General features: G+C 66.1%; 16 protein-coding genes. 12 read left to right on the top strand and 4 right to left on the bottom strand.

Features of this window, described 5'->3' with window-relative positions; genetic code table 11:
• Window positions 1–167: 167 nt before the first annotated feature.
• Window positions 168–1,331, bottom strand: a complete 1,164-nt coding sequence (locus tag JZ792_RS03710) for a lipase family protein (protein ID WP_308165138.1) — start codon at window positions 1,329–1,331, stop codon at window positions 168–170.
• A 337-nt stretch (window positions 1,332–1,668) separates the two neighbouring features.
• Between JZ792_RS03710 and JZ792_RS03705 the strand changes: the two genes are divergently transcribed.
• Window positions 1,669–1,938, top strand: a complete 270-nt coding sequence (locus JZ792_RS03705; protein ID WP_254189230.1) for a hypothetical protein — start codon at window positions 1,669–1,671, stop codon at window positions 1,936–1,938.
• Between the two features lie 5 nt (window positions 1,939–1,943).
• Here JZ792_RS03705 and JZ792_RS03700 read toward each other — a convergent pair whose 3' ends face one another.
• Window positions 1,944–3,071, bottom strand: coding sequence for a lipase family protein (locus tag JZ792_RS03700; protein ID WP_216906829.1), 1,128 nt, complete (start codon window positions 3,069–3,071; stop codon window positions 1,944–1,946).
• A gap of 198 nt (window positions 3,072–3,269) precedes the next feature.
• Between JZ792_RS03700 and JZ792_RS03695 the strand changes: the two genes are divergently transcribed.
• From JZ792_RS03695 to JZ792_RS03685, 3 genes are all read left to right on the top strand, one after another.
• A complete protein-coding gene (locus JZ792_RS03695; protein ID WP_216906827.1) occupies window positions 3,270–3,746 on the top strand; it encodes a DUF2599 domain-containing protein in 477 nt (158 codons plus the stop codon).
• Window positions 3,747–3,812: 66 nt separating this feature from the next.
• The gene (locus JZ792_RS03690) at window positions 3,813–4,472 is read left to right on the top strand and encodes an SDR family oxidoreductase (RefSeq protein WP_216906826.1); all 660 of its coding nucleotides are present in this window, start codon (window positions 3,813–3,815) and stop codon (window positions 4,470–4,472) included.
• Between the two features lie 413 nt (window positions 4,473–4,885).
• A complete protein-coding gene (locus JZ792_RS03685) occupies window positions 4,886–5,194 on the top strand; it encodes a hypothetical protein (RefSeq protein ID WP_109524354.1) in 309 nt (102 codons plus the stop codon).
• A gap of 274 nt (window positions 5,195–5,468) precedes the next feature.
• Here JZ792_RS03685 and JZ792_RS03680 read toward each other — a convergent pair whose 3' ends face one another.
• Window positions 5,469–6,359, bottom strand: coding sequence for a Sco1979 family transcriptional regulator (locus JZ792_RS03680; protein WP_216906825.1), 891 nt, complete (start codon window positions 6,357–6,359; stop codon window positions 5,469–5,471).
• A gap of 89 nt (window positions 6,360–6,448) precedes the next feature.
• Window positions 6,449–6,673: a DUF397 domain-containing protein gene (locus JZ792_RS03675; RefSeq protein ID WP_216906824.1), complete on the bottom strand. Its 225-nt coding sequence runs from the start codon at window positions 6,671–6,673 to the stop codon at window positions 6,449–6,451.
• A 320-nt stretch (window positions 6,674–6,993) separates the two neighbouring features.
• Between JZ792_RS03675 and JZ792_RS03670 the strand changes: the two genes are divergently transcribed.
• From JZ792_RS03670 to JZ792_RS03635, 8 genes are all read left to right on the top strand, one after another.
• A complete protein-coding gene (locus JZ792_RS03670) occupies window positions 6,994–7,791 on the top strand; it encodes an SAM-dependent methyltransferase (RefSeq protein WP_216906823.1) in 798 nt (265 codons plus the stop codon).
• A 637-nt stretch (window positions 7,792–8,428) separates the two neighbouring features.
• Window positions 8,429–8,608: a hypothetical protein gene (locus JZ792_RS03665; protein WP_109524349.1), complete on the top strand. Its 180-nt coding sequence runs from the start codon at window positions 8,429–8,431 to the stop codon at window positions 8,606–8,608.
• 231 nt (window positions 8,609–8,839) lie between these two features.
• Window positions 8,840–10,099 (top strand): PucR family transcriptional regulator, encoded by a 1,260-nt coding sequence (locus JZ792_RS03660; RefSeq protein ID WP_216906822.1) that lies wholly within the window; start codon window positions 8,840–8,842, stop codon window positions 10,097–10,099.
• A gap of 94 nt (window positions 10,100–10,193) precedes the next feature.
• Complete coding sequence (locus JZ792_RS03655) at window positions 10,194–10,628, top strand: CBS domain-containing protein (protein WP_109524524.1); 435 nt, start codon at window positions 10,194–10,196, stop codon at window positions 10,626–10,628.
• Between the two features lie 274 nt (window positions 10,629–10,902).
• Window positions 10,903–12,096: an aminotransferase class V-fold PLP-dependent enzyme gene (locus JZ792_RS03650; RefSeq protein WP_254189229.1), complete on the top strand. Its 1,194-nt coding sequence runs from the start codon at window positions 10,903–10,905 to the stop codon at window positions 12,094–12,096.
• On the top strand, window positions 12,093–13,376 hold the full coding sequence (locus JZ792_RS03645) for a heavy-metal-associated domain-containing protein (protein ID WP_216906819.1): 1,284 nt from the start codon (window positions 12,093–12,095) through the stop codon (window positions 13,374–13,376). Before JZ792_RS03650 ends, JZ792_RS03645 begins: the two co-directional genes overlap by 4 nt.
• A complete protein-coding gene (locus JZ792_RS03640; RefSeq protein WP_216906817.1) occupies window positions 13,373–14,893 on the top strand; it encodes a type III PLP-dependent enzyme domain-containing protein in 1,521 nt (506 codons plus the stop codon). Before JZ792_RS03645 ends, JZ792_RS03640 begins: the two co-directional genes overlap by 4 nt.
• Window positions 14,893–16,218 carry a pyridoxal-phosphate dependent enzyme gene (locus JZ792_RS03635; RefSeq protein WP_216906815.1) on the top strand — a complete coding sequence of 442 codons (1,326 nt, stop codon included), beginning with the start codon at window positions 14,893–14,895 and terminating at the stop codon, window positions 16,216–16,218. Before JZ792_RS03640 ends, JZ792_RS03635 begins: the two co-directional genes overlap by 1 nt.
• The last annotated feature ends 16 nt before the right edge of the window (window positions 16,219–16,234 follow it).

The raw sequence follows: 16,234 nt of genomic DNA, 5'->3' as shown, positions 1-16,234 counted from the left end.
CGACCTCGAAATGCCCCCTTGTCGTGCCGGTCGCAGAGCACTCAGGCTAACCCGACACGCCCGGGCGCAGGCCCGACCGTTTTCGAGTTGTGCGTGTCACGACGCCGAATCGCAACAAGGAGAACCGAATTCCCGAAAACTGTGTCCCCAACAGTTACTCGGCGCACTCAACAGTTGGTCGGTGCCGACTCCCCCCGGAATCTGGCGTCCAGCCAGCTCAGCGCCGAGGGAATGCCGATGACGGCGGCGGTGAGATGGTCCGGCACCGGAATCTGTTCGGACTGCACCCGTACTCCGGCGGCACACCAGCGCCGATCGGTGTTCACCACCGAGTCGACCGGGATGAGGGCATCGATGGGCGAATGCCATTCGAAGACCGGGGTTCTCGGCACCCCGTCGTAGAGTTCGAGACTGTTCTCCTCCACCACCGCACGGGCGGTGCTGTTACCGATCATCGTGGTCGTCTTCGCGAAATCCACTGCGCCGTGTCCGGCGCCGGTCGCGATGATGTCGTTGGTGCAACTGTTCGCGATGGCGTCGCGCGCGGCCAGACCGCGTTCGTTGAGCTGCTCGCTGAGCGGAAACCGTTCGGGATATTCGCGTTCCAGTCCGAGACCGGCGGCCAGCGCCAATCCGAAGACCGGATGCGCACCGAGCCCGAGTCCTTCCATCATCTTCACCAGGTTCATCGGCACGCCACCCATCGCCGCGCCCGCGATCTCCAACTCCGGCGCGTAGCGCGGCGCCATGGCCGCCGCCCATGCCGTCGCCATGCCACCGCCGGAATAGCCCGCCATGGCGACCCGACTCTTCGCGACCCGCAATTCGGCGACCTGCTTGACCGCCTTGATCCCGTCGAGGGTGATCTGTCCGCCGAGTCTGGCCGCGCCGTAGGCGAATTGGGGCCCCAGATGGTCGGGTAGCGCGACACTCCAACCGCGCGCGAGCAGGACGTTCCACCCGGGCGCCTCGCGGACGACCAGATTCGGATCGCCGGTGTAGAGCACCCGCGACACCGAGCATTCCGCGCCGAGTCCGTTGATGATGTGCTGGAACGACAGCAGCGGACCGTCTTCGCGGTGCGCGCGTGGCGTGAGCACCGTCGTGGTCGCGGCGATCGGCTTGCCCTCGGAATTCGTCGAACGGAACCGCACGACGGTCACGCTGGTCTCGGGAAAGATCGACAGGGGCGGCATCGGGCGCACCGCGATCACATCGCCGGGCTTGCGATCCGCGAGATCCGCGGGCACCGCGTAGAAGGGATCCGGATCGGGCGCCGGATACAGCGGTGCACCGTGCCCGGGTGCCGCCGAGGCGATGAAGAGCAGCACGCCGAGAACGAATACGCGCAGAGCCCGCCGCCGACCACCGCGGCGCACATCACCGAATCGCACGACGTGCACCTCCCCATCGGCCGACGTCGTGGACAATCCTCGGTACCGGCCCACCCGAACGCCAGTGTTCGTGGGGTATGTGTTGACAATTCACAAGACGTCGCCGGTTCGATTGTGTGGATCGAAGAAGGGCCGCTGGTGAGTCTCCCAGCGCTCGCGGAGACGCGCTGTGACTTGTCAAGCGCTCCGGCAGGAACATGTTCCTCACCATGGTGTCGACCTACCTTCGTAGACAGCGGGCGATATCACGCCTGGTCGGAAGGGAGACCGTGGCATGGACGGCACTGCGACAACCGAGGCGACGAACGGCACGGCGATGATCAGCGCGGCGACGAACGGCGCGCGGGAAGTTCCGACCCAGCGGGTGACCGTCTACTTCGATGGCACGACTCCCGAGGACGCCCTCGTCCTGGAATACGCGGCGACCCGGACCGAGGCGTGGGAGTTCACCACGGCCGCGGTGCACGCGGGCCTCACCGTCACCGTGGACGGCATGATCCGCCCCGATCTGCGACGACTACCGTGCCGGTCGCTCTGGCGCTGAACACCTCACAGCCGGTCGAACAGCCCACGCAGGAACGCGAGCACATCGGGAAAGGCCTGGCTCGCGCCCCCCAGATGATCACCCGAATAGATGCCGACCCGCAGGTCCGCGCCGCCCGCCGTCAGGTCGGCGATCAACTTGGCGCCGAGCGGGGCGGGTACCTCGAGATCCGTCAGCCCCTGCCCGACGAACAACGGCGTCGCGTACCCGGTCGTCGGAATCTCCAGCATCGCCCGCACCGCCTCGAGCAGGGCCGGATCGCGAAGCGGACGCGCGAGCATGTCGCCGATGGCGATATCGCGGACGAGCGCGTCCGCGTCCGCGACGCAGTTCTCCTCCACCACGCGCACCACCGCGGCGCCGGTGGGCGTCAGATAACCATCGATATCCAATTCGGGCGCGGTCGCCCGTAGTCCCGCGACGATCATGGCGAAATAGGCGGTCGTGTTGCGCAGCGGCAGTCGCGGTATCCACGGACCGAACAGCGGGGCGAGCAGTTCCAGATTCGACGGGGCCCCGGTGGCTGCCGCGCCGCGGAAATCGAGTTCGGGGGCGTCGGCCGCGGCGGAATGCGCGGTGAACAGGGCGGTCTGGCCGCCCTGGGATTGTCCGAGCACCGCCCAGCGGGAACTCAGCTCGGGCGCCGTCGCGCGGGCGGCCCGCACCCCGTCGATGACACTGCGCGCCTGCGAAGGACCGTCCAGGTAAGGGTGCGTGCCCGGTGTGCCGAGACCGACGTAATCGGAGATCACGACGGCGTACCCCGCCGCCAGCAACGCCGGATAGACCGACTTCAGATAGTAGTCGCGCGGGCGCAGCGTGAAAACGCAATGATCGGCGATGCCGACGGTGCCGTGCGCGTAGGCCACGATCGGCCATCCACCCGGTGGCGGCGTTCCGGTCGGCAGATAGACCGCGCCTGCGCTCAGCATGGGACCGCGCGGACCGCGCGATCGGTAGATCAGGCGGTGCGCGGTACTCGCCTGCGGCACCGACGCCTCGTCCGGCAGCGGTCCCACCTCGATCACCGAACCCGGGTTGTCGGCCGGATCCGCCGACACCTGGCCGGACAGCGCGACCGTCACCGCCAGCGCCGTCGCCGCAGTGCCCGAAATTCTCCGAGTCCACTTCATCGATCGACTATCACCACCGCGAGCCCATTTCGGCAAGCCACCACATACTGTGGCTCGGCGTCGACGTTCACGGGTATGCCGGGGAATGGCTACGCTCGAGTAGGCACCGCCAGGATCGAGAGGATGGATGTGACACCGAGAGCCCGGGGCCGAGCCGGAACCCCCCGAACCCGCTCCCCGCGAGTTACCGCCGTGATGATGGCAGCGCTGGCGATGTCATCGGTCGCCGCCGGATGCGGTACCGGGAATTCCCACGATTCCGTCGCCGCCCCGGCACCGACGACAACGACGATCGTGGCGACGACATCGGCCGCCGCTCCCGTCGGCACCGACACGGTCGCCCTGCCGACATTCGACCCGTACGCCGACCTTCCGCTCGTCGATCACGTGGAGTGGACCGAGAGCGTGGACGGCCCCCGACTGCTGGTCTACCCGACCACCGCGGGTAGGCGCACCACGTCGGCGGGCAACGAGGAACGCGCATGGCAGGAAGTGCTCGCGCACTCACCCGACGCCGAAACCCCCGGCATGCGTGATCAATTCGTCTGCCATTGGGACTGGGCGAGGCTGGTCCAGCCGAACAAGCCGAGCTGGAATCTCGAACCGTGGCGACCGGCCGTCGGTTATCAGGGCACCGTTGCGGCGTCGTGTAATCCCGGCGGTCCCGAACGCTGAGCCCGGCGGCGCGGTCGATCCCCGGATACCGGAAGCACCGAAACCTACGACAGGAAGGATCGATCGATGCATATCGTCATCGCAGGCGGCCACGGAAAGATCGCGCTACTGCTGGCCGAGGCGGCCGCGCGGCGCGGGGACACCGTGGACGGTCTCATCCGCGACCCACGCCACGCCGACGAGGTCCTCGCCACCGGAGCCAGGCCCGTCGTGGTCGACCTGGAATCGACCACTTCCGCCGAACTCGCTGCGCTCGTGAAGGGTTCCGACGCAGTGGTTTTCGCGGCGGGAGCCGGTCCGGGCAGCGGCGTGGCGCGCAAGTACAGCGTCGACCGCGACGGTTCGGTACTGCTCGCCGACGCCGCCGAGGCGGCAGGTGTTCGCAGGTTCGTGCAGATCTCGTCCATGGGGGCGGGCGAGCCGCCCGCCGCGGGCACCGACGAGGTGTGGGCCGCCTATATCGACGCGAAAACGCAGGCCGAGAACGATCTCCGGCGCCGCGATCTCGACTGGACGATCGTGCGGCCGGGCCGCCTGGTCGATACCATCGGGACCGGACTGGTCCGGCTCGGTGCGCCGCCGATCGGCCGTGGCGATATACCGCGCGCCGATGTCGCCGCCACCATCGCCGAATTGCTGCACACCCCCGCGACCGCCGGCGCCACGCTCGAACTCGTCGGCGGCGACACCCCCTTCGCCGATGCGATCGCCGCAGCCATTAGCTGAAAGATAGCCATAGCCGTTGAGGTGGTGTCGGATTGCGGATGCCCCGGCATCGGCGTCACGCCGCCACCTCACCCGACGGACGGTCACCACCCTTCGGAGCCGGACGTCGCATCGACAGCGGCGGCGCAGCGCCCTCCTCCCGATCCACCCCCTGCCGGACAGGGTTATGTCACAAATCGACAGTCGATATTTCGACGAACCGTCCGGTTCGGCTGAGCAGACCTCATAATCCGCCCCGAAAAATGGTTCGTGCGAATGCAATCGATCGTGCAGATGCACTTGCATACCCACGGTCGACGGTCCTAAACTCAGTCCCGCAGAGCTTTACAGGGGACAACCAGGGGAGGCCGTGTGTGCGAACCGACGGCCGAGTCGCCAATGGTTTGCTGCCGCCACATGTCAGGGGTTTTCAGATGGACCGACCACTTTCCGGCGGCAGGCTCGGGTACGCCGACGCCGCACTGGCCGACCAGCCAGCGAACGGTATGACAACTATGAGCACATATGCGGCCCGCAACGGCCACAGGAATATCGCGTACTCGCGGGAGACCGCGGTCGCCTTCGTCATCGACGCGGTCGAATCCACCGGTGCCGCCACCCGGAACGATTTCGATATCGACCGGATCGTCTCCATCGCGCACGCGATGGCCGACGATTGGGATATGAAGGCCTTGCAGCCGGCCACGTTCTGGCGCATCGCCTCCAGTTTCATCAAACAGTAGCGTCATCCGACGCCGCCGCACGCCGTCGGGCTTCCACACCGCCGTGGAGGCCGATGAGCCTTTTCGTGTCGACATATCGACTATCGACGCGTCAGAGGCACGCGGAATAGCGCCGCGAGAATTTCGGCGGGACCGTTGTATGTCCCCGTTGCCCTGTGCAGCCACACGGTCCGAGAAAGTCGACGTGTGCCAAGAAAACCTCGCTCGTCACCGCACAAAGAAATTGGGTGTTTGCCGATTCGATCGGCAAACACCCAATTCTTTCAGGCAGGTATCAGCGCTCGGTCGCGTACTTCCGCAACATGTCGATCGACTTCTCCGGCGGCAATGCCTGGACGCTCAACCGGTCCATCACCGACAGATACTGGGCGAGATCCTGCCTGCGATCCAGATACAGGGCGCTGGTGAGATGTTCCAGGTAGACGATATCCGGAAGTTCCGGCTCGGCGAAACGCAGAATGCTGAATGAGCTTCCCGCGGCGGCATGTTCACCGGCCGAGTACGGAAGTACCTGGATGGTGATATTCGGAACGTCGGCCAGCTCGATGAGATGTTCCATCTGTTTGCGGTGCACGGCCGCGCCGCCGACGGGCCGTTGCAGCGCCGCCTCGTCGATGACCGCCCACACGATGGGCGGTTCGATGGGGCGGAACAGCAATTGCTGCCTGCGTTGGCGGACGGCGACGCGACGATCGGTGTCGGCGTCGTCGGTGCCCAGCGTGAGGACCGCCTTGGCGTATTCGGGCGTCTGCAACAGGCCGGGCACCAAATGCGCTTCGTAAGTACGGATCTTGCCCGCCGCCTGCTCCAGCCCCAGATAGGTACTGAACCAGGATGGCAGCAGATCGCTGTAGCGATGCCACCAGCCGGGTTCGTTCGCTTTCCGCGCCAGATCCAAGAATGCTTCGCGCTCTTCTGGATCGATGACGCCGTACAGCGTCAGCAGGTCGCGGATATCACGCTCTTTGAAGCCGGTGCGGCCCAATTCCAGGCGACTGATCTTCGCGTGCGATCCACGGATGGACTCACCGGCATCCTCTCGGGAGATACTCTTGCTCTCCCGGAGTCTGCGTAGTTGTCCACCGAGCGCGATCCGAAGCACTGTCGGACCACGTTCCGCGACAACTGATTGCGCACGACCGTCGTCATCGGGTTCTGCGATCATGGAGTTCGTCTCCGATACTCGAGGTTGCCCATCAGTGTGTCACATACGCACCCCTGTAGGACACACCGCACCGACCGCAATGTTACCTCTCAGCTAGTCAAATCGTCGAACTCTCCCGCTTTGGCACCGCGAACGAACGCGTCGATCTCCGGCCGGGTATAGAACAGCACGCTTCCCTCGGGATCGCGCGAGTTGCGCATGGCGACCATGCCACCCGACGCCTCGGCGACCTCCACGCAGTTCCCACCATTCGGACCGCTGAACGAACTCTTGCGCCAAGCGCTTTCGATCTTGCGCACAGATGTATCGGGCATTTTCCACTCCTCGGATCACACCGGTGTAGTGACGAATCATGTTTTCGGACTTGCAGATGCACGCTCAAACGTTCTTGCATCCGCACGGACGCGAGGACGATAGCACGGAGTTCACCGTGGCGCACCGAATAGATCAGACCTACCGGTCGGCTTTATTGGGCTATTCCGTTGCGGCCACACGAATCCCGTGCTCAGGTCACCGATCCGGGCCGCTCGAGTGACCCGAATCTTGTACTGTCACAGTGCACATCGGATGTACCAGCCATTCGCGACACCCTTCACGGCGTGCCGCCGAACACGCTTGTTGAGGAGCCAGAAGAATGTCAGAAGACAACTCCCCCTTGATCAGAACCGATATTCCCCATTCGGCCCGCATCTGGAACTACTGGATGGGCGGCAAGGACTACTACGAAATCGACCGCATCGCAGGTGATGCCGGCATCGAGGTCGACCCCGACATCACCACCATGGCGGTGCAGTCGCGCCAGTTCCTCATCCGCGCGGTCACCTACCTCGCGGGCGAGGTGGGCATCCGCCAGTTCCTCGATATCGGCACCGGGCTGCCGACCATGCAGAACACCCACCAGGTGGCGCAGAGCGTCGCACCCGAATCGAAGGTCGTCTACGTCGACAACGACCCCCTCGTCCTCACCCACGCCAGGGCGCTACTGACCAGCACCACCCCCGAAGGTGTGACCACCTACGTGGATTCGGACTACCACTTCCCCGAGCAGATCATCGCCGACGCCCGCAACGTGCTGAATTTCAACGAGCCGATCGCCGTCATGTTCATGGGCGTGCTCGGCCACGCCAAGTCCTACGACGAACTGCTGCGCATCGTGCACACCGTGCTCGACGCCGTCCCCGCAGGCAGCCATCTGGTGATGTGGGACGGCAGCGACGACAGTCCGGCCTACGTGACGCTGTGCGAGAACTACACCGGAACCGGTGGCACACCGTATGTTCCACGGCCTCAGGCCCAGATCCGCGCCGTCTTCGACGGCCTCGACCTGGTCGAGCCCGGCTTCACCTCGATCACCCAGTGGCGTGCCGCGGACACCGAAGTCGGCGAGACCCGTCCCATTTCGGCCTACGGCGCGGTCGCCCGCAAAGTCTGAGCTGCTTTCCCGCGAATTCGAAGCAGCCCGTGGCGGTTTCCGACCGGTAGGTCGGAAACCGCTATTTTCATACCAGGAGGTTTTTTCCGAATACCGTGGGCGTTCTTGCAAATGTACTTGCATCCGCAACGTGCGAACGCATAAACTCGTTCTCGTGAAACGGGGAGATAACGCCGAGACAACTCTCCGGCGTCATCGCGCACTTCGACTCCCCCGAGCCGCAAGCGAGGGGCGGTCGATATGAGCCAGGCATTTCGTGCTCCCCGTTCGTCCGGAATCAACGGCGTCGGTATTGATGTAGCACGGACCCACACCGTCGCGGAACGAGCGGTGACCGACTGCGGCGCCGAACCGGGCGGCCTCACCTACCGTCGCGCTCGCGAAATCCTCACCCTCCACGAGGTTCACGGACCACAGTGTCGCCAGTGGCTCGCGGCGGCCGCGTATCTCTCCGCCGGCCTCGACGACGAGTAGCTCGCAAATCCACTTGTGCACACCGATGTTCGTACAAATGTGCTTGCATTTGTACCACACACGGCCCTACACTCGAGCGCGTTAGATCAGGGGATTTCGCATCCGGAGCCCGCGCCGACGTCGCCGAGCGGATTTCGGGTGCGCCAGTAGTCCAGAGGCGCGCATGGACCAGTCACCACACCGTTCCCGCAGGCTCGGCATCGCCGACATCGCCGCCGTTTACGGCACGGAGGCCTTACATCACCGCATCGCCCAGTTGCGTGCGAGCGGTCAGCACTATGCCGCGGTAGCCATCGAGCACGAAATCCGCAGCGGCGGAGCGGCGGAGCGCGCCGGCGGGTAGGCCACACCCACCCCCTCGAGGGCCTCGGCGACCGCGGCAAGCCCGCGGCGCCGCGCTCTCGTCGGCGACGCCTCGATCCGATTCCCCCGCAACGGGTCCCGGGGGCCCTGCGAGAACTCTCCAGTACCAGAAGATGTCCCATGAACCCTCGCCAGGTTCATAACTATTTCGTATAGTGATGTAACAATTCGGACGCAGATGTATTACGCCCGAGAATCACTGGAGCGACGTATGACCTTCTCCACGCTGGACCTGTCCGCTGAAACGCCGGACTCGGCGCTCGAAATCGGCGGCCGACCCGCGTCGGTGCCGCTGCAGAACACAGACCGGGTCGCCTCACGCATGGTCGGATACTTCGCCACCTGTATGGCGCCGTGCCGAACCCTGCCGGGTGAGCAATTGCGCGGAGACGTCACCAAGATGACCAGGAGTTGTCTGGCATTGGCCGCCGAGATGTTCGACCGGCGCTCGGTCCCCGATGACGCGCGCCTGGGCGAAGTGCGCGAGGCCGCCGCGCAATGGGCGAGGGAGGCGGTACCGCTCGGCACCATCCTGCGCGCATACCACCAGGGCCTACGCATAGCGTTCGGCCTGGTCACCGCACGTGCCAAGGCCGACGACGTCGACGAACTCCTCGTCGCGACCGATCTCATGCTCGAACTGCTCGAGGCGATCACGGTCGCGGTGTCCGATGCCTACGTCGACGAACAGCACCTGGTCGCCAGGGAACATCAGACGGCATCCCAGACGCTTGCCTCGGCATTGCTGAGTGGGCGCCGCAGCTCGGCGCTGGCACGGCAGGCCGGAATTCCGATCGCGGACTCCTACGAGGTGGTGGCGCTGTCCATCCCCGAACACCCCGACGAGCGTGACCCGCGGGTGGACTCCCAGGTCGCCGCACGGCGCAAACTGCGCAGGTTACAGTCCGAACTCGCCACCTCGTTGGAATCGCGGGCGCTGACCCTGCTCTCCACCAAGGGCGGGACACTGCTCATCCCCGTCTCCGACGCGGGCCCGACCCTGACGGCCGAGGTCCTGGCCAGGCTCACCGAGGCCGCCGGGGTGCCGATCACCGCGACCGTGGTGGTCACCGAAACCGATCAGGTACCCGAGTCCGCGGATCAAGCCCACGAACTGCTCAATCTGGTGCGGGTCGGCGGACGCGAACCGGGCCTGTACCAGATGGACGATCTGGCGGTGGAGTATCAACTGACGCGCGGCGGACCCGCGGTGCGGCGGATCGCGACCATCCTGGAGCCGCTCGACGCCCACCAGGAATTGTTCGACACCATGCGCGCCTACCTCGGCAACGACATGAACCGACAGCTGACCGCGCGTCAGCTCTACGTCCATCCCAACACCGTCGACTATCGACTGCGCCGCATCGCCCAGCTCACCACGATCGACCTGGCGACCTCGTCGGGTATCTCGCAGGCGGCCATCGCGTTGCTCGCCCGCGACCTCGACCGCAGCGTGACCCGACGTCTCTGAGATATACCGTCTCGCTATACCGTGTCGAATTCGTGCTGGACGGCCACGGCGTAACGGGGGATCCTGGAACCCCGTGCCCCTGGATGGTGTGAATATGCGAATCGCCGAGATCCTGCGCAGGAAAGGCGCCGACGTCACGACCGTCGCGCCCGAGACAACGGTGCGCGCACTGCTCGCCACATTGGCCGCGCACAATATCGGAGCGGTGGTGGTCTCGTCCGACGGTCGCGCGATCGCGGGCATCGTCTCCGAGCGTGACGTCGTCCGCAGCATGTACGAACACGGCGCGCGACTACTCGATATCACCGTCGCGGAGATCATGACCGCGGATGTGCGGGTGTGCGCGCCCGACGACCGGGTCGACGGTCTGCGCCGGATCATGACCGACCATCGCATCCGGCATCTGCCGGTGGTCGACGACGGCCGATTGGTCGGGATCGTCAGTATCGGCGACGTGGTGAAGAGCGCCATCTCCGAACTGGCCACCGAACGCCAGCGCCTCGTCGAATACGTGCAGGGTCAGTACTGATCGGTGTCGTCGGCTCGTCGCGGGCATCGGACGCGGCGACCGGGTGCCGTGTGCGCGAAACATGTTGTCCACCTGAAATCTTCGATGGCCCACGGAAATGTGCGTATCGTTGGTGACGTCCAGCGCGTCCTGCGAAGGGAGCGTCACATTGCGGTCATCCGCGCCCGGGTCGCGCGCCGCCCCGCCCACGACCACGTCCACCGCCACGCGATGGCCGCCCGGGGATGCGCACTCCCCCGGTCTCACCGTGCCGGTCCGAGAGATGTTCCCCGCGTTGGCCGATTCGACCGAGGTCTACCTCGACAGCGCGGCCACCACCCAGAAACCCCTGGCCGTCATCGAATCCGTCCATCGCTATCACTCCTCGCACACCTCCAACGCCGGGCGCGGCACCTATCCGTGGGCGACGGCGCTCGGCACCAGACTGTCCCGGATCCGCACGCGCACCGCGGCATTCGTCGGCGCCGACCATCCCGACGAGATCGTGTTCACCTCCGGCGCGACCGCCGCGCTCAACGCGGTCGCCCTGTCGTGGGGTTTCGCCGAACTCCGCGATGGTGACGAGATCCTCTACAACCCGGGCGATCACGTGTCCAACGTCTACCCCTGGCATCATCTGCGCGAACTGCTGGCGCGCTCGGGGCGGCGGATCACCCTGATTCCGTATCGGATGACCGCGACGGGCGAGGCGGATACCGACGATATCCTCGCGAAGACCACGGCACGTACCCGCCTCGTCACCACGAGTCATCTGCACCACGTCTTCGGCGGCCGGACCACCCTGGAGGAGTTGCGCGGCCGGATCGACCCGTCGGTGCTGCTGTGTTTCGACTGTAGCCAGAGCGGCGGGCATCTGCCGGTCGACGTCACCGAACTCGGCGCGGATTTCGCGATCTTCTCCGCGCACAAGATGTTCGGCGCGCCGGGCACCGGAGTTCTCTACTGCCACCGCCGGATCCACGATCGCCTGCTGCCGTTCCTGCCCGGCGGCAACAGCGGTGTCCGCTTGACCGAAACCGGTCTCACCACGACCGGGATGCCGGAGTTGATGGAGGGCGGCACCCACAATATTCCCGGGATCCTGGCGCTCGGCGCGGCCCTGGATGTGTTGGAGTCCCTCGATCTCGCGGTGATCGCCGCGCACGATCGCGCACTCACCCTGCGGCTGATCGACGGACTGCGCCAAGTGCCCGGACTGGATTTCCTGCCGGGACCCGCCTATGCGGCCTGCGAGGTGGGGTACGGCATCGTCTCGTTCACGCTCACCGGAATCACTTCCGCCGACGCGGGTTTCGTCCTCAGCGAACTCGGTTTCCTGGTACGCACCGGCCTGCACTGCACCGTGTCCGACGAGGACGGCACGAGGGATGTCGACTCGGTGCGGGTCAGTACCCACATCTACAACACCGCCGAGGAGATCGACCGGTTCATCCGGTGCGTGCGGACCATCGCCCAGGAGGTTTCGTGAGCAGCGACGACCCGCGCTACGACAGGAGGGCCGCGTCCCGGATCCTGGCCGAACTCGCCCAGCCCGGCCTGTTCGACGGGCCGCCGGTCGCACCGGAGCCCCGGCGCATCCGATTCGGCAGCGCCGAATTGCGCACCGAACCGGGCAGCCATCTCACCTACTCGCAGCGGCTGTACCTCGAGCGGTTCATGCGTCCGTGCCGAGCCGCGCAGGTCACCACCGCGACCCACCGTATCTCGTGGACCGACAGTGACGGCATACCCAATACCGGCCACTACCGCGCGGACGGTCTCGGACCGATCGTCCCGATCGCCGTGCGCGAGACGGTGCTCGACCTCTGGCACACGCTCACCGCGAATTCCGCGCTGCACCGACGGGTGGCCGCGCTCGGCCCGCCCGAACACGTGGTCCTTGAGGCGACGACCACCGATCACGATCCGCTGGAGATCTTCCGGGTCGGGATCGAGGCGGCCGGTCGCGCGCTTGCCCAGCACGCGCTGCTGGCACGGCAGACCCCTTTTCGCGATGCTGTCGAATTCGCCGGGGGGATGCGCGATTCGGGGATCTTCCCCGCGGTCGCGACCCGATGGTATTGGGAGTTGCAGGCCTCGACCTACCGTCGCGGAATGATCCCGGTGACGTTCGCGCCCCAACCGGACGGGACCGTGCGCTACACCGCCGAATCCGTGGCGACGCTTCGTGCGATGAAGGATGCCACCATCGCCGACGCGCACGCGGTCATGCGGCGCGCGACCGGCGTCGAGGGGCTGAGTGTCACCGACGCGATCACGAAGTACCACGACGACCTCGACCTCATCTCCCGCCAGTACGCGCTGTTGCCCGCCGGCACCCGACCGGCCTGTCCGGCGGCCGTACCGCATCGACTCGGCGGTGCGCACTACAGCGTCCTTCCGGTGGTGGTGCGACACCTGGTGGCCGTTTTCGAGGAGATGGTCGTGCGATGCGATATCGACGAGATCGCGGGAGATATCGACGAGTCGACCGCCGAGGGCCCCGTCCTCGCCGAGGATCGGATCTTCTACATCCCCGATATGAACTGCAAACACTGCGTCCGAACGATCACCGGCGTCCTCGAGTCCATGGATATCGCGGTCGGTGAGGTCGATCTGATCAGCAAGCGGGTGGTCGCCGAATTCCGTAGCCCGCGCAACCGGGCGCGGGCCTTCGAGGCGATCCGCGACGGTGGATACAACCCGGTTTCCGAGGAGCCTTCCGTCACGCGGCCCGTCACCACGCACGTGTCGGAAACCGCGGTATGACCCCACCGCCGCCGACGTTACCGGCGAAACTGCACCCGATGGTGCGCGCGTTCCTCGACAGCCGAGACACGGTCGAGGCGATCGTGTCCACTTTCGGATCACCCGTGCATCTGTTGTTTCCGCAGGTCTACTCCGAGAATCTGGCGCGGCTGCGAGACGTGCTCGATCATCGCGTGCCGGGGCACCGGATCTGCTACGCGCACAAGGTGAACCAGTCGCGCGCGTTCGTCCGGGTCGCCGAGCGCGCGGGGATCTCGATCGACGTCGCTTCGCCGTGGGAGTGGGCCGAGGCGGTCGACGCGGGGTTCGGATCGGCGCGGATCGAAGTGACCGGTCCGAAGGGCGAGACATTCCTTCGGCATCTGGTCGGCACCGGGTCGACGATCAATGTCGACAATCTGTGGGAGTTGGGCCGGATCGCCGAACTCGCCGACGCGGCGGTGCCGGTCCTGCTGCGGATCTCGGGCTTCGACGGCACGCCGATCAGCCGATTCGGGGTGCCGCTGGCCCGGATGGACGAGGCGTTCGATCTGCTGCGCGCCCATCGGGACCGACTCGCTTTCCTCGGCTTCGCCTTCCATCTCGACTCCGGCGAACAGGCCGAACGGGTGCGCGCCTTCGACGTCTGTCTCGGTCTGGTCGAACAGGCGTACGGCCACGGACTCAGCCCCTCGGTCGTGAATGTCGGCGGCGGACTCCGGCAGGTCTTCACCGCCGACGCGGATCGATTCGACGCCTATGTCGGACTTCTGCGCGAATCCCTGCTCGGCCGGGGCGCGCCGATGAGCTGGGCGGGCAACATGTTCGGCTATCACGTCGACGGCGCCGCCGTGCACGGCGTACCCGTATTCCACAAGTACGCCAACACCGTCGCGGCCGATCGTCTGCTCGACGATCTGCTCACCGCGCCGTTGGACAACCACGGCGGGCGCAGCGTCGCGCAGGTCGCGACCGACAATCTGCTCACCCTGTGGACCGAGCCGGGTAAGGCGCTGGTCGACCATGCCGGAATCACCGTGGCCCGAGTGGAATTCACCAAGGAGACCGCCGACGGCACCGAATTGGCGCATGTCGACATCAGCCGCGACGCGGTGACACCCGCCGACCAGGAGGTCATGGTGGATCCGATCCTGCTGCCCCGGGTCGGGGACGAATTCGGCTCCACGCCCGCCGAATTCGACGGCACGTCGCCCTGGCGGTTGCGCGCCACCGCCGACACCGGTCCGGTCGGTTGCTACATCGCGGGACGCCTGTGCCTGGAACGGGATCTGATCACCAATCACAAGGTCTGGTTGCCGCGCCGACCACGGTCGGGTGATCTGCTGGTCTTCCCGAATACCGCCGCCTACCACATGGATCTGTCCGCGGCCGCCGCCTCCCGGCATCATCCGCCCGCGAAAGTGGCGGTGACGCGGCGGGACGGCGTCTTCCACGCCTGCCGGGACACCGACTACGAACCCGACGTGACGGTCACGGCCGAACGCGCCGGTGTTCCCCGGGTGAACGGGGCGATCTGATGCGCTACGACCACATCACCGAATTGATCGGCGACACCCCGCTGCTGCGCCTCGATCCCGGGGTGCACGGGCTGGAGAATGTCGAACTGTACGCGAAACTGGAGTCCTGCAACCCGTTCGGTTCGGTCAAGGACCGGGTCGCCTGGGCCATGATCCGCGACGAACTCGACGATATCGCCGCGAGCGGACGCGGCTTCATCGAGGCGTCGAGCGGAAACACCGCCAAGGCGCTGCGCGTCCTCGGGGCGATGCACGGTATCGGGTTGCGAGCGGTGACCAATCGGATCAAGGTCGGCGAGGTCCGTGATCTGCTGCGTATCCTCGGCACCGATATCGTCGAACTTCCCGGACTGTCCGAATGCCCGGATCCGACGACCCCGAACGACGTGTATTCGGTGATCGAGGCGACCATGGCCAAAGAGCCCGGCGCATACCATCATCCGTCGCAGTACACCAACGAGAAGAACGTCGAGGCGCACAGTATCGGCACCGGCCGGGAGATCCACGACGATCTGTCCGACGACGGCAGCGTGCGCGTCGACTATCTGATCGGCGGGCTCGGCACCACCGGCTCCACCCGGGGTGCGGCGACCTACCTGCGCAAACACAATCCCGAATTGCGCACCGTCGCCGTGGTCTCCGAACGGTCCGATTTCATCCCCGGCATCCGCTCCGAAACCGAGATGTGGGATGTCGGACTCTTCCGACCGGATTTCTACGATCACATCGTGACGGTGGAATCCGGCGCCGCGATCGACGCGACTCTGGAACTGGCCACCCGCTACGGCGTCCTGGCCGGGCCGACCAGCGGCGCGGCCTACGCGGCGGCGCTGGAAACCCTCGGCGCACTGGATCTCTCGGACCGCGCGGACGATCCGATCGTCGCCGTCGTCCTCGTCTGCGACCGCATCGAACCGTATCTGTCCTACATCAAGCGGCGCAGACCCGAACTCTTCGGCAAGCCCGAGCGGCGGACCCCGCCGAGCGCCGGGGAAATCGCCGTGACACCGGTGCTGACGCCTGCCGAACTGGTCCGGCTCGACGCGCGGGAACACCCCCTCGTCATCGATACCAGGGGGGCGATGGCCTACCGGATCGGCCACGTCCCCGGCGCGCTGAATATTCGCGATGATCAACTCGAGGACATGTTCGCCCAGGGTATGCCGTTCGCCCGGTCACGGCCCGTCGTATTCGTCTGTCCGGTCGGCGAGGTGTCGTTGCGGTTCGCCGCGCTCGCGCGTCGGGCAGGCATCGACGCGGCCGGTCTCGACGGCGGTATCACCGCGTGGCGCGACGCCGGACTTCCGATGGAAAGCGGTGCGTGAGGCAGGGCTGCCGGGC

The organism is Nocardia noduli (genome assembly GCF_019038455.1).
In the GTDB taxonomy this organism is placed as follows: domain Bacteria; phylum Actinomycetota; class Actinomycetes; order Mycobacteriales; family Mycobacteriaceae; genus Nocardia; species Nocardia noduli.
This window is presented reverse-complemented; position numbering and strand designations above follow the sequence as displayed.

Bases quoted from the DNA above. Each gene is read 5' to 3' on its own strand.
- JZ792_RS03690 (WP_216906826.1), top strand. From the start codon at position 3,813: ATGCATATCGTCATCGCAGGCGGCCACGGAAAGATCGCGCTACTGCTG.
- JZ792_RS03705 (WP_254189230.1), top strand. From the start codon at position 1,669: ATGGACGGCACTGCGACAACCGAGGCGACGAACGGCACGGCGATGATC.
- JZ792_RS03685 (WP_109524354.1), top strand. From the start codon at position 4,886: ATGGACCGACCACTTTCCGGCGGCAGGCTCGGGTACGCCGACGCCGCA.
- JZ792_RS03665 (WP_109524349.1), top strand. From the start codon at position 8,429: ATGGACCAGTCACCACACCGTTCCCGCAGGCTCGGCATCGCCGACATC.
- JZ792_RS03635 (WP_216906815.1), top strand. From the start codon at position 14,893: ATGCGCTACGACCACATCACCGAATTGATCGGCGACACCCCGCTGCTG.
- JZ792_RS03695 (WP_216906827.1), top strand. From the start codon at position 3,270: ATGGCAGCGCTGGCGATGTCATCGGTCGCCGCCGGATGCGGTACCGGG.
- JZ792_RS03660 (WP_216906822.1), top strand. From the start codon at position 8,840: ATGACCTTCTCCACGCTGGACCTGTCCGCTGAAACGCCGGACTCGGCG.
- JZ792_RS03640 (WP_216906817.1), top strand. From the start codon at position 13,373: ATGACCCCACCGCCGCCGACGTTACCGGCGAAACTGCACCCGATGGTG.
- JZ792_RS03670 (WP_216906823.1), top strand. From the start codon at position 6,994: ATGTCAGAAGACAACTCCCCCTTGATCAGAACCGATATTCCCCATTCG.
- JZ792_RS03675 (WP_216906824.1), bottom strand. From the start codon at position 6,673: ATGCCCGATACATCTGTGCGCAAGATCGAAAGCGCTTGGCGCAAGAGT.
- JZ792_RS03655 (WP_109524524.1), top strand. From the start codon at position 10,194: ATGCGAATCGCCGAGATCCTGCGCAGGAAAGGCGCCGACGTCACGACC.
- JZ792_RS03680 (WP_216906825.1), bottom strand. From the start codon at position 6,359: ATGATCGCAGAACCCGATGACGACGGTCGTGCGCAATCAGTTGTCGCG.
- JZ792_RS03700 (WP_216906829.1), bottom strand. From the start codon at position 3,071: ATGAAGTGGACTCGGAGAATTTCGGGCACTGCGGCGACGGCGCTGGCG.